The organism is Winogradskyella helgolandensis (assembly GCF_013404085.1).
GTDB classification, from domain to species: domain Bacteria; phylum Bacteroidota; class Bacteroidia; order Flavobacteriales; family Flavobacteriaceae; genus Winogradskyella; species Winogradskyella helgolandensis.
Map to the genome: position 1 here is coordinate 4,057,148 of NZ_JABFHO010000001.1, position 15,742 is coordinate 4,072,889.

A 15,742-nucleotide genomic window follows, 5' to 3' on the forward strand; every position below is an offset into this window, starting at 1 on the left:
GATCTAGTTTCAAGTATTTAATTTTTTCTATATTTATCAAAAAAAGATAACTAGCACTTTCTGTTATTGCTTTGATTCTAATCTAATGAAAAAGAAAAGTACACTGCTATTTCTCATACTTTTCGTGCAGATATATTTCTCATATGCACAGCAAATAACCACGACTAATACAGAACAACCAAATGAGCTTATTCAAAATCTAGTTGGCAGCGACTGTGTTACTGTAAGCAACGTTTCCTCACCAATAAATGGTAGTATCAATAACGTAATTAGTTATGGTACGTTCGATAAAAGTACTTCTAACTTCCCATTAAATAATGGTATCCTACTTTCTACTGGTCGCGTAAGTTCTGCTGGAAATTCTTTCAACGCTCAAAACCTAAATGATGGTAATATAGATTGGCTTACTGATCCTGATATCCTCAATGTACTTGGTATAGACCAAACGCTTAATGCCACTACTATTGAATTCGATTTTTCATCTGCTAATAGTTTTGTGTCTTTTAATTACCTATTTGCTTCAGATGAATACCAACAAGATTACCCTTGTAACTTTAAAGATGTTTTTGCTATATTAATAAAGCAAGTAGGAACAACAGATCCTTATGTTAATATTGCTGTCGTTCCTGAAACGACAACAGAAATTAGCACCAATACCGTTCACCCAAACATCACAGGCTTTTGCGAGGCTCAAAATGAAGAATATTTTCAAGGATACAACAATGGTGACACTAACTTTAATGGTCGTACAGAAGTATTAACGGCTAGAACAGATATTATTCCTAATACAACCTACCATATAAAATTAGTTATTGCAGATCATATTGATCAAAGATTTGATTCTGCCGTATTTATTGAAGCAGAAGGTTTTGGAAATTCTATCAATCTTGGACCAGATCAAAGTATTTGTGGTAGTGACCTCACTTTAGATGCCGAAATTGATACTGCTACCGCAACTTATGCTTGGTATTTAAATGGTAATCCAATTCTTGGAGAAAATAATTCAACTTTAGATGTTACTGAATCTGGAACATATGACGTTGAAATCTCTATTCCTTCAAATAGTGGTAATTGCATTTTGAGTGACTCAATCGAAATAGAAATTATTCCGTTTCAGGATGCCTCACCTATTGATACCATTAATATCTGTGATGCTGCCCCAAGTGATGGTGTACATCAGTTTGATTTCACAGAAAAAGATGATGAAATTTATGCGTCGCTACCTTCAACAAACTATATAATTACGTATCACCTGAGTGAAGATGATGCAGAAAACAATATTAACCCAATTACAGGTATTTATGAAAACACCGCTCCAATAGAAACTATTTTTGTTAGAATTGAAAGCCTAAATGGTGATTGTCTTCAGTTGGGACGTTTTGAGATTAATGTAAAAGATTCTCCTAACACATTAGAATTTACAATTGAAGTTTGTAACGGCGTCATTTTTGAATCTACATTTACCGAGTTGAGTGCTCTTGATAGGACTGTTTCAAATTACGAATTTGACACCACAGTGACCTATTACTTAACAGAAAATGATGCTATAAATGCTGAAAATGAAATTAGTGACTTTCCTGATTTAGAACAAGAACCACCTAGATTTTTTGCAAGAGTAGAAAGCCTTTTTTACGATTGTGCATCGGTAGTTCCTGTTAATTTCTCTTATGTAATACCACCCGATATAGACAGTACTATAATTAATCTATGTATAGACCCAATGTATAGCGAACCTAGTGGTTCTGATACTATTGATTATAACAACTTAACATTAACTTATAATGTAGATGACTTAATTAGTGATTTTGAAGCACAATACCCAGATCTTATAGTAGAAATGAATTTGGTTATACTTCCCCATCCAGATTACCCAATCATTCACTTTTCTACTCCGTCTTTTGTATTGCCTATAAGGGTAAAATTTCCTGATGACTATTGTTACAGTTCTACGTCTGTTGTGATTCATAAAAATTTGGTCTATAATCTTTTTGGACGAGATAAAAATATTACGGAATGTGATGATGCTTCTAATGATGGCTTTATAGATATAAACCTCGCTGAATTAGCTGAAGAATATAAAAGTGGATATGACGATATTAACCTTGTTTTCTATGAGACCGAACAAGATCGCACCAACCAAGTTAATCCATTAGATCAAAGCTCTATTATATCTGTTGCCCATGCGCAAAGTATTTTTATGCAAGCTTCCTATTATGGTTGCACATACGATTCTAAAGTTACAATTAACATAGACCCTGTCCATGAACTCGATCCTATTACTATAGATTACTGTGGCAACCTTGACCCTATTACAAATTATACAAATATTTCAATAGCTCCGCTTAAAGATATTTACTTTCTTGATTTGGACGTTGCTGGTTCTGTAAATTTCTACTTAAGCTATGAGGATGCTGAAAATCAAACAAATGAAGTTACAGAAAGCTACAGTATGGCTGGAGATCAGCAAGAGTTTTTCGTTAGAGTCGTTAATCTATTTTGGGAAAACTCTTGTCCTACGATTTCAACGCTTCAAGTTAATATAACCATTGCTATTGAAGCTAGTGATCCTGAGCCTTTAATAATTTGCGACGATGACCAAGATGGAAGTGCAACAATTAATCTAGAGAGTGTTATCCCTGACTTATCTGACGGATCTAGTAATTTAAGTTTTTCGTTTTTTGAAACTTATGGCGATGCCGTAAATAATGTAAACCCTATTACTACTCCAAACAACTATACAACAGAAAGTAAAGACGTTTTCATAAGAGGTGAAATTGAAGCTTTAGAGTGTTTTACGGTCTTTACTTATAACATACAAATTTACTCCAATCCGCAGCTCAGTGAAATTGAAGATTATATATATTGTACTTCTGATTTAAATACTCCCACAGAATTTATTTTTGAAGATAAAGACTTAGAAATTATAAATGGACAGCAAGGTATGCACGTCTTTTATTTTGAAACGGAAGACGACGCAATAAACAATGTAAGTCCCATAGATAAAACTACTGCTTATGTACTGTCTTCTAATCCTCAGACTATTTTTGTTAGACTTGAAAATCAAGCTCAAAATAGTTGTTTCAAGGTCGCACCAATGCACGTTGAAGTAAAACAGGCACCACTCTTTAATTATCCTTCAGATGTTTTTGAATGTGATGTTGAAAAAACAGGCTTTGCAACGACGAATTTAATCGATAAAATAACAGAAATAAACGAAGGAAGTTCTACTGAATTAAGCATTTCATTTCATCTCACTCCCTTAAATGCTGAAATAGGAACTAACCCTATCCCTTTAATTTATACTACTACTAATAATCCACAATTAATATACACCCACATTGAAAACATTAATACAGGATGTGTCGAAATAGCAACATTTAATATTAATACCTTATCGCTTCCTGAGGTTCAATATAACAAACAACTTGTAGCTTGTGGCAATAACGAGAATTACACGCAACAATGGAATTTAACTCAGATTGAATTAGAAGTTCTACAAGGACGACAATATAATATCGGTTTCTCCTATTTTGAAACTGAAGACGATTTAAATATGGATATAAATCCTATTGTAAATCCAGAAACTTACACCAACACATCCAACCCACAGACCTTATATGCTAAAATAACAAATGCATCAACAGGATGTTTTGACTCAGTGCCTTTTGAACTAATAACAAATAGTCCTCCAGAAATTAATAGGTTTGAAACATTTAATAGCTGTGAAAATGAAGACTATAGCATTAACCTCCTAGATGTAAATGAACTTTTAGTTGACAATACCTATAACGTTATGATCAACTATTTTTCAAATGAAGCCGATGCCGAAGCTAATGAAAACGCTTTAGATTCAAATTACATCTATACCAATACCACAGAAACACTTTATACTAGAGTTGAGTACAATACTACACATTGTTATATTGTTTATCCATTTCAATTAGTGATTAATCCGCTTCCTATTGCTCATCAGCCAAATGATTTAAGCGTTTGTGATGATGATTTTGATGGTTTTGCTGAAATCAATTTAACAAATCAAAATGCTGTAATTTTGGGTGGTCAGAATCCAGATAATTTTCTTATAACCTACTATAATTCTGAAATTGAGGCTATCCAAGGAAATCAGCCTATTGAAACAACACACATCACTCAAACTAATGAGACCATATTTGTACGACTAGAAAACAGCACCTCTGGATGCTATGCGATTACTCAATTTTCAACGATAGTAGAAGACTTACCTTTTGTCCATATTGAAGACCAGGTCATTTGTGCAAATGATACTCCTACCGTAGTAAGTGCAGAAACCAATAACCCATCCGATAGTTACTTATGGTCAACAGGATCAACGTCATCTTATATTGAAATTGATACTATTGGTTCTTATTTTGTAACTATAACCAATGAGTTTGGATGCGAAAACACTTCAACATTTAACGTTACAGAATCAGAATCTGCGACTATAGACGTTGTAGAAACTATAGATTTTTCTGATCCTAATAATATAACCGTCACTGTAACTGGAATTGGCAATTATCTTTATCAACTAAATAATCTTCCTTTTCAATCTTCTAATGTTTTCAATAATGTACCTATAGGATACAACACACTTACTATAATTGACCAAAATGGTTGTGCTAACATTACACGAGACATTTTAGTGATTGATACTCCAAAACATATGACTCCCAATAATGATGGCGACTTTGATACATGGCACATTACAGGTGCAGAAACACTTCCAGGCACCGTTATTCACATCTTCGATAAATATGGAAAACTATTAACCGTATTAAATCACAATACGCCAGGTTGGGATGGTACCTATAATGGAAAAAACATGCCAGCTGGAGATTATTGGTTTGTTGCTGATGTTATTCAGAATGGAGACCAATTTCATGTAAAAGGCCATTTTGCTTTGAGACGCTAAATCGCATTACCGTCGTAAATAACCTATTGGCACGGGTGTTTTACCATTTTATATTTTTTTCATTACATTTATAAAAAAAAAGAAAACTTCGTTTTCGGCTATTGCTTTGATTACTATTTAATGAAAAAGAAAAATATTCTCTTATTTCTCTTCCTATTCGCGTATATATATATTTCATATGCGCAACAAATAACTACGGACAATTCGCAGCTACCAAACGAGCTTATTCAGAATTTAGTTGGTAGCAACTGTGTTACTGTAAACAACGTTTCTTCTCCTATAAATGGTAACATAAATAATATTGTTAGTTATGGATCATTCGATAGTAATGGCACAAACTTTCCACTACAAAATGGTATAATTTTATCTACAGGTCGTGTGAGTTCTGTTGGAGATCCACAAAATCATCAAGATCTAAGTGAAGGGAATTTAGACTGGGTGACGGATCCTGATATTCTGAATGTTCTAAATATAGATCAAACCCTAAATGCAACAACAATTGAATTCGATTTTTCATCTCCTAATAATTTTATTTCCTTTAATTATTTATTTGCTTCAGACGAATATCAACAAGAATACCCTTGTAATTTTCAAGATGTCTTTGCTATTTTAATTAAACGTGCTGGCACAACAGACCCTTACGTTAATATTGCTTTAGTTCCAGAAACGACAACAGAAGTTAGCACTAATACCATTCACCCATCTATAACAGGATTTTGTGAGGCACAAAACCAGAATTATTTTCGAGGTTATAATTCTGGTGATACTAATTTTAATGGCAGTACAGAAGTTTTAACTGCAAGTGCAGATATACTTCCAAATGAAACTTACCAAATAAAGATGATAATTGCAGATCATATTGATCAACGTTATGATTCTGCTGTGTTTATTGAAGCTAATGGTTTTGGAGCTTCAATAAACTTAGGTCCAGATCAAAATATCTGTGGTAGTGACCTAACCCTAGATGCTGACATCAATAATACGTCTGCAAGCTATACGTGGCTATTAAACGGTAATCCTATTGCCGGAGAAAACAATCCCACGCTAGAAGTTAGTACGTCTGGAACCTACGATGTTGAAGTGAGCATACCAACGGTTAGCGGTAATTGTACTTTAAGCGACTCTATAGCTATAGAAATTATTCCTTTTCAAGAAGCATCTCCTATTGACAATTGGTTAGTATGTAATCCTTTTGGAAGTGATGGCACTAATAACTTTGATTTTACTGAAAAAAATGATGAAATATATGCCAATTTACCATCCACGGATTATATAATAAGTTATCACCCAACTATAGAAGCAGCTCAAAATAACACTAATACCATTACAGGACTTTATCAAAATACAGAACAAACTGAAACTATTTTTGTTAGGATTGAAAGTTTAAATGGTGATTGTCTGCAAGTCGGTAGTTTTGAAATTTCGGTTAGCGATTCGCCTGACACTCTAGAATATACGATAGATGTTTGTAATGGTGAACTTGTAGAAGCCGTTTTTAATGATTTAAATTTCTTAGGAACTGTAGTTTCAAATTTTAATTTAGACACAACTGTTTACTTTTATCATACAGAAGATGATGCTGTTAACATAGAGAATGAATTAACTGAATTCCCTTCGTTAAGTAACGAGCCAGATTTGTTTTATGCACGGATTGTAGATGACTCAAGTGTTTGCCCTGTAATAGTTCCTATTCATTTAGATTATATACCAGAAACCGACATTGGTATAGAACGCTACATATTCGATTTGTGCATGGATCCTAATTATAGCGAAACCATAGATGGAAATTCTTACAACTATAACACGATACCTGCGGATTATAATATAGTTGAAATATTTGAAGAAATCGAAACCACTTATCCTGGTATTACAGTACAACTAGAAATCCTCCTTGGAACAGATGGCAGTCCAATATTCACAACGTCCGAAACCAAATATGTGATACCTATTAGCATAAGGTATATCGATGAGAACTGTCCAAAGTTTATGACTTTAGAACTTCACAAAAACCTATTATATTCTAGGTTTAAGGATGAATATAATATTTCAAGATGTGACGACGAAACAAATGACGGTATCGTAGATTTTGACTTAGCAGGAATAGCTACAGAACTCAAAGGTGGTTATGATATAGATTTAAAATTGTATGAAACGGAAGACGATCGGAATAACGGAAATAATCAATTAGACGAAAATACAATTCAAACGGTTACCAATTCTAAAACACTTTTTGCGATCTCAACTTTTCAAGGGTGTTTACATTATTCAAAAATAAATTTAACCATAACACCAGGATTTTACGTTGCTCCCAAAATTATAGATTATTGTGGTAACACCAACCCAGATACAAACACAACGAATATTGTATTAGCCCCTTTAGTAGAAGTGGTACTTCCTGGTCCAAGCATTGTAAATCCTGTTGAGTTTTATCTTACTGCCGATGATGCTGAAAACCAAGAGAATGAACTTATTGAAAGCTATGACATTGTTGGAAATCAACATATATTCTATGCAAGAGTATTAAATACGTCTACGCAATGTTATGATGTAACAACACTAGAGGTCAATGTTACTAATGCTATTGAAGCAAGCAATCCAGAGCCCTTAATTATATGTGATGATGACCAAGATGGTAGTGCAACAATTAATCTAGAAAGTATAATTCCTGAATTATCTGGTGGATCCAATGATTTAAGTTTTACTTTTTTTGAAACTTATGAAAATGCGGTAGATAAGATATCGCCAATTTCTAATCCAAACAACTACATAACAGAAAGTAATACTGTTTATATACGTGGTGAAATAGAAGCTTTAGAATGTTTTACGGTCTTTAAATATGACATTAAGATATATGCCAACCCACATCTAAATCCTATTGAAGATTACATCTATTGTGGGCTTGACCTCACTATGGATTCGGAATTTTTATTTGAGATTAAAGACGCTGAGATCATAAACAATCAAGTGGGTATGCAAGTGTTATATTTTGAATCTGAAAATGATGCTATAGATCGAATAAATCCCATAGATAAAACAGTTAATTATCTTCCATTATCAAATCCACAAACGCTTTATGTACGATTAGAAAATGAAGCTGAAAATAATTGTTATAAGATTGCGCCAATGCAAATAGAAGCACGCCAAGCTCCTATTTATAATAATCCAATAGACGTCTTTGAATGTGATATCGATAAAACAGGTTTAGTAACAGCAGATTTAAGTAATATAATAAATGATATAACTACAGGGAGTCCAACAGAATTAAGCGTTTCTTTTCACCTCACACCACTTAATGCTGAACTTGGATCTAATGCAATTCCGTTAATATATACAGCAACAAGTAATCCGCAAATAATTTATGCAAGAGTAGAAAACATAAATTCGGGATGTTTTGAAACTCCTACTTTTAGTCTTAATGCGCTTTCACTTCCAGGTGTACAATTGGGCAAATCTATTACTGCGTGCGCTGACAATAACAATTTTTCACTAGAATGGGATTTAACTCAAATTGAATTAGAGGTTTTAGAAGGCAGACAATATAATATTGGATTTACTTATTTTGAATCTGAAGAAGATGCATTAATAGGTAGCAACCCTATTTCAAACCCTGAAAATTATACAAACACATCTAGCCCACAAACTATTTATGCCAAAATCACAAATGCAACAACGAGCTGTTTTGAAACTGTTCCATTTGAACTCATAATTAATACCCCTCCAGAAATCAATGAATTTGAAACCTATAGTGTTTGTGAAAACCCAGAAAACGCCGTAAACCTTTTAGATATTAACGAAATACTTATTGATAATACCTATAACGTTATTATCAACTATTTCTCAAATGAGGCAGATGCAGAGGCTAATGAAAATGCCTTAGACTCAAATTATGTTTATTCTAGCCCAACAGAAACACTTTATACTAGGGCAGAATTTAGCACTACGCATTGCTATCTAGTTTATCCTTTTCAATTGGTTACAAATCCCCTGCCTGTTGCAAATACCCCAAATACTCTAGTGGTTTGTGATGATGATTTTGACGGATCTATTTCAGTTAATTTATCGCAGCAAAACTCAGCCGTTTTAGGCAATCAAAATTCAAATGATTTTACTATTAGCTATTATAGTTCCAATACTGATGCGATTGAAAACAGAGACCCAATAACCTCAAATTATGCTATTTATGACGGTGATATCATCTATGTTCGATTAGAAAATAATGACACAGGTTGTTATGATATCTCACAGTTTTCTGCTGTTGTTAATCCGCTTCCTAGAGTTTCTATTTCAGATCAAGTAATTTGTTTAAATGATTTACCATTATCAGTTTCTGCCAACACTAACTCAACTTCAGACACATACCAATGGTCTACCGGAGAAACCTCATCGGAAATTGAAATTAATGAAATCGGATTATACACTGTTACAATAACTAATCAATATGGATGTACATATACAGATACATTTAGCGTTACGGAATCTGAGTCTGCAATGATTGATGTTATTGAAACTATAGATTTTTCAGACCCTAACAATATCACCGTGACTGTTACGGGAATAGGCAATTACCTATACCAACTTAACACTAATCCTTTTCAATTATCTAATGTGTTTCAGAATGTTCCTATAGGACAAAATACCATTACTATTATAGACCAAAATGGTTGTGCTAGTATCACAAAAGACGTTTTTGTCATAGACACTCCTAAACATTTAACTCCAAACGATGATGGTGATTTTGACACATGGCACATTGCTGGTGTTGAAACACTACCAGGAACTATTATCCATATTTTTGATCGTTTTGGAAAATTAATGACACAACTTAATCATAACTCACAAGGTTGGAATGGTACTTATAACGGTAAAAAAATGCCAGCAGGAGATTATTGGTTTGTTGCAGATGTTATTCAGAATAGCAAACAGTTTCAGGTCAAAGGTCATTTTACACTTAGACGTTAAATGTTTTAAATCAAAAGTTGGATGTTTTTATACAATTGTCATTCATCCAATAAAAAACGTTAGTTATCCTTAAAAATCCCCATTACTGGTGATTTTATAGTATTTTTTTTTCTTCTACATTGCTTTAATTAAAATAACACTGTGAGACCTAACTTAATCTTTTCCCTTATTATAACGCTTATTGGTATTAATTATAGTTATTCCCAACAAATAACTACGGATGATACTTTACTACTAGAACAACTCATCCAACAAAATCTGGGACAAAATTGTGTTGAAATTTCTAATATATCTTCAAGCATCAACGGCTCAATAAATGGTATTGATAGTTATGGTTCTTTTGATAGAGCAAATTCTAATTTCCCTTTTGAAAATGGAATTTTACTAACCACTGGTAATGTAAACTCTGCTGGCAATATTCTTAATAGCAATCCCTTAAATGAAGGAGATAATACATGGGGAACTGATATAGATTTAGAAAACGCTTTAGGAATCTCTAATACACAAAATGCCACCTCAATACAATTCAATTTCATTTCCGTTGCTAATCAAATTCAGTTTAATTATTTACTAGCTTCAGAAGAATACCAACAAGAATTTCCTTGTTTTTATTCTGATGGCTTTGCCTTTTTAATTAGAGAAGCCGGTTCTTCTGCTCCATATTCTAATATTGCTTTAATTCCTGGTACAGGAATCCCTGTAAATACGCGTACAATACACGATCAAATTGAAGGCTTTTGTACTGCCGAAAATGAAGCTTTTTTTGAAGGCTATAATGTTGGAGACACTAATTATAACGGTAGAACAACGGTATTAACAGCAAGAGCGGCAATTCAACCCAATGTAGAATATCAAATTAAGTTAATTATAGCTGACCAAACGGATAATAATTTTGATTCCGCAGTTTTTATAGAAGGTAATAGTTTTAATGCCAATGTTGACCTTGGTCCAGATATTACAACCTGTGGAGATTCTGTTTCTATAAATGGTGATATTCAAAATCCGCAAGCCTCTTATAATTGGTATCAAAATGATGTTCTTTTAGCCGGTGAAAATAACCCAACATTAAACGCACTATCTTCTGGGATCTATAAGGTTGAAATCACCATACAACTCAACGCCACGTCTTGTGTTATTGAAGATACAATTGAAATCACACTCGATTCTGAACAATCTTCAACTCAAATTTCAGATATCGTATACTGTGATGATGACTCTAATGATGGTGTAGAGGATTTTAATCTTACAACTAAAGATAATGAAGTTTTGGCTTCTGTGCCTCCTTCAAGCTACAACATCAGCTATCATTACTCTAGTGAAGATGCTGAGAACAATGACAACCCTATTCTTGGCACTATTCAAAACACAAGTTCTCCACAACCTATATTTGTTCGAATTGAAGATACTGTAAATGGCTGTTTGGCATTTTCTACATTTAATTTAGTCGTAAATGAAAAACCTGAATATGAAGATCCAGATCCTATTATTGCTTGTGAAGACCCGACCTTAAATGGCTATACATTCGTAGATTTAAACGTTGCTAATGATCAAATTACAAACGGCAATCCTAATATATATGTGTCTTATCATTTTTCAGAACCAGAGGCAGATTTAGGTCAAAGTCCAATTTTTTCACCGTATGCCAATTTAAATACGGACCAAACATTATATGTTAGAATCTATGATGCCTTAACAGGTTGCTTTTCTACAACGACGATATCTGTTGAATTTCAAGATCTTCCTGCTATAAATTTAGATGATCAAACTATTAATGCTTGTGAAGTCGATGAGGATGGTTTTGAATCTTTTGATTTAACAAGTATAATTGATGATGTTTTACAGGGCATTTCAGGTTTAGATCTTAGTTTTCATGAGACTGAATTTGACGCACACAATAACCTCAATCCTATTGCGGACGCAGATAATTATCAAAATACAATTGAAGGTTTTCAGCAACTCTACATACGTGTTCAAGATCCAACAACAGGCTGTTATACCGTTACTAAACTGTCATTATACACTAATATTATCAGAACAGAATTATCCGGCAATGTCTTTATAGTTTGTGATGATATTTCTAATGATGGCATGGCTAATTTTGATTTGAATGAAGTTCAAACAGAACTCTTAGATGGTTACGACGAATTTGAAGTTACATTTTTTCTTACCGAAGACGATAGAACCAATGCTATTAATGAAATAGACAAAACAGTACCATTTAACGTCATAAATAACGGCACAACTATTTACGCTGCCCTAATTGATGATGAATGCACTGGAGATGTTGATATTGTGTTACAAATAGCACCAGCTGTTAGCTTAACACCTCAAGTTACGGACTATTGTGATGAAGATGCTGATGGTTATACCACGTTAGTCATGGATACATTTAATAGTGTTGCGCTACAAGGTGTACAAGCTGGAAATGTAAAATATTACCTCACCGAAGATGACGCTATTAATAATGAAAACATACTTCCAGATTATTATTATAACACCACTAACCCGCAACTATTTTATATAAGAGTGACCAATGCGCAAACAGAATGCTATGATATTTCTACACTAGAGGTCAATATTGTTAGTGCTCCTAGTATTATGTATCCGGAATCTATAATTATTTGTGATGATAATGATGATGGCATTTCAATTGTGAACTTAGGATCAAAAATTCCAGAAATAGTAACAACTACGGCAGGTGTAGACATTAGTTTTTACAATAATTATAATGATGCTATTGCAAGTGACAATGTAATTACCGATCCTGATAACTACACTACCGCAACTCAATACATTTATGCGCGTGTAGAAAATGAAAGCACAGGTTGTTACAGTCTCTCTGGGTTTTATATTTATGTGAATACCTTACCAGAATTTATTCCAATCACCAATTTTGAAAACTGTGAAGCGGATATTACTGGAGTGGCTGATTTTTATTTTTATTTAAAAGATGATGAAATATTAAATGGTCAGCAAGATAAACAAGTGTTATATTATGAATCAGAAGCCGATGCGCTAGCTGGTTTCAATGTTATAGACAAATATTCTATTTATAATAACACCGATAGTCCTCAAACAATATATGTTAGAGTAGAAAGTTTTACGGATTCTGATTGCTATGGTACGTCTTCATTTGACATTGAAGTCGGATCCATTCCTATTTTCAACGCTGCGGAAAGCATTTTTGTCTGTGATGATATCAGTAATGATGGTTTTATAACTTTAGATTTAAATGATAAAATTGCTGAAATGGTAGCTGGTAGTCCGGAAACTTTGGATGTAACATTTCATGAGTCTGCTGATGATGCACTTACCAATACCAATCCTGTGCCATTAATATACACCAACACTACAAATCCACAAGAGCTTTATGCTAGAGTTGATAACGGAAATTATTGTAAAGGAATTTCTGCTTTTGATATTAATGTCATCTCTGCTCCTGTTGTTAATAACTCAACACCAATTGCACAATGTGATGATAACTACGATGGGATTATAAGTTGGGATTTAACCGTTTCTGAAATTGAAATTCTAGGTGTAAGACAAGATAATATTGAGGTTACTTATTTTGAATCTATTGAAGATTTGGAAGACAACATCAACCCTATTCAAGACCCTGAAAATTACAATAACATCAGTAATCCACAAATTGCATACGTAAAAATAATCAACACTTTAAGTAATTGCTATGTTAATGTACCACTCGAACTAATTGTGAATCTTCCTCCTCTTTTCAACGATTTTGAAGTTTATGAGATTTGCGACAATCCCACAAATAGTTTTGATCTTGCAGAAATTGAAGCCGTCTTAATTGATCCCGATACTGAAGCAACACTTGCATATTTTGAAACCTTTAATAATGCTCAAAACAATACAGATCCACTAGATTTAAATTACAATTATCAAACTATAAACGACGTTGTTTATGTTCGAATAGAACATCCTGTAACGGGTTGTTTCTTTGTGTATGATTTTATACTTCAAATTAATCCGCTGCCTATTGCTAATATTCCAAGCAATATTGAAGCTTGTGATGACGATTCTAATGATGGCATCGCATCTTTTAATCTCGAAACTCAAACTAATACTGTTTTAGGAACACAAAACCCTGATGATTTTACGGTAACTTATCACTTAAACCTTACGGATGCTGAAGATGATGAAAATGCTATTTCATCTCCTCATATAACAGCAAATCAACAAATCACAGTCCGAATTGAAAACAACGATACAGGATGTTTTAGTTTAACGGATTTTAATTTAATCGTAAATCCACATCCAAATGTTCCAGAACCACTTTTAGAATGTGATACGAATTATGATGCTAGTACACCATTCGATTTAACAACGGCTGAAAGTGATTTATTTACAACACCAAATCCTGATAATATAATCACGTATTATACATCAGAAGATGATTTACAATTAGATAACAATCCTATTTTAAATCCCAACAATTATTACAATATTAGTAACCCTCAAACCATATTTATAAAAGTATATAATTCGGTTGCAGATTGCTTCACATTTGTGCCTTTAGAATTACATGTCAATCTTCCGCCTGCCACAAATCCTTTTGAAATTTTTGCGACCTGTGCAAACGACACTAATAGTTTCGATTTAACGACAATAAATGATGTTATTGTGGACACCAATTACAATGTACTTTTTAATTATTACACATCAGAAGCGGATGCTATTGCCAACCAAAATCCCTTAGATACAAATTACACGTATTCAAGTACGAGTGATATCATTTATGCACGTGTAGAATTTAGCACAACGCATTGTTATTATATTCATCCTTTTCAACTACGTGTTAATCCGCTACCAATAGCTAATCAACCACCTAATCTAGAGGTATGTGATGATAATTTTGATGACTATTTTGATTTCAATTTAAATCAACAAACAGCACCTATTTTAGGCTTTCAAAATCCATCTAATTACAGCGTCACTTACTTTAACAATCTACTTGAAGCCCACGAAGGGCAAAACCCAATTAATGCCGATTCATACAATGGCAATACTAACGATATCATTACAGCACGAATTGAAAATAATACTACAGGCTGTTATGATTTAGTCGATTTTTCACTAATTGTAAATCGAAAACCTTTTGTAAATATTCCTGAACAAGTGGTTTGTATCGACAATTTACCTTTGGTAGTTTCTGCCGATACGTTTTATCCTACAGACAGATTTTTATGGTCAACAAATCAAATTGGTTCTGAGATTGAAATCACCGAAGTTGGGACGTATTCTGTCACGGTAACTACAGAAAATGGTTGTGTAACTACAAGCACATTCAATGTTACAGCTTCAGAATCTGCAACTATCGATTTAACGGAAACTGTAGATTTCTCTGATCCTAATAATATTACAATCACCATAAGTGGTATTGGAAATTATCAATTTATTTTAGATGATGGTAACCCCCAAGATTCTAATATTTTTGAGAATGTTGCCTTAGGATATCATACAGTTACCATAATTGATTTAAATGGTTGTGCAGAAGTGACCAAAGAAGTTCTCGTTATAGATGCACCACCGTTTTTCACTCCCAATGGTGACACACAAAACGATACGTGGCATATTATAGGCATAGAAACCTTGCCTGGCAGTATTGTTTATGTTTTTAATCGTTACGGAAAGCTCATAAAACAAATGGGTTCTAGCACACAAGGCTGGGACGGAACGTATAACGGATATAATATGCCAGCCACAGATTATTGGTTTTTAGCAGAAATAAAACAAGGCAATATTGCTTTTGAAGTACGAGGTCATTTTGCGCTTCGTCGTTAATAAAAACACATCAGCTTTTTTAACACCTTATTACATTTTAAATAATTG

3 protein-coding genes are annotated in these 15,742 nt (G+C 33.4%); all 3 read left to right on the top strand.

Features of this window, described 5'->3' with window-relative positions; translation table 11 throughout:
* The first annotated feature begins 85 nt into the window (after positions 1–85).
* Positions 86–4,930 carry a T9SS type B sorting domain-containing protein gene (locus HM992_RS17220; protein ID WP_179320616.1) on the top strand — a complete coding sequence of 1,615 codons (4,845 nt, stop codon included), beginning with the start codon at positions 86–88 and terminating at the stop codon, positions 4,928–4,930.
* 120 nt (positions 4,931–5,050) lie between these two features.
* Complete coding sequence (locus tag HM992_RS17225) at positions 5,051–9,889, top strand: T9SS type B sorting domain-containing protein (RefSeq protein ID WP_179320618.1); 4,839 nt, start codon at positions 5,051–5,053, stop codon at positions 9,887–9,889.
* A gap of 141 nt (positions 9,890–10,030) precedes the next feature.
* Positions 10,031–15,694: a T9SS type B sorting domain-containing protein gene (locus tag HM992_RS19945; RefSeq protein ID WP_179320620.1), complete on the top strand. Its 5,664-nt coding sequence runs from the start codon at positions 10,031–10,033 to the stop codon at positions 15,692–15,694.
* The last annotated feature ends 48 nt before the right edge of the window (positions 15,695–15,742 follow it).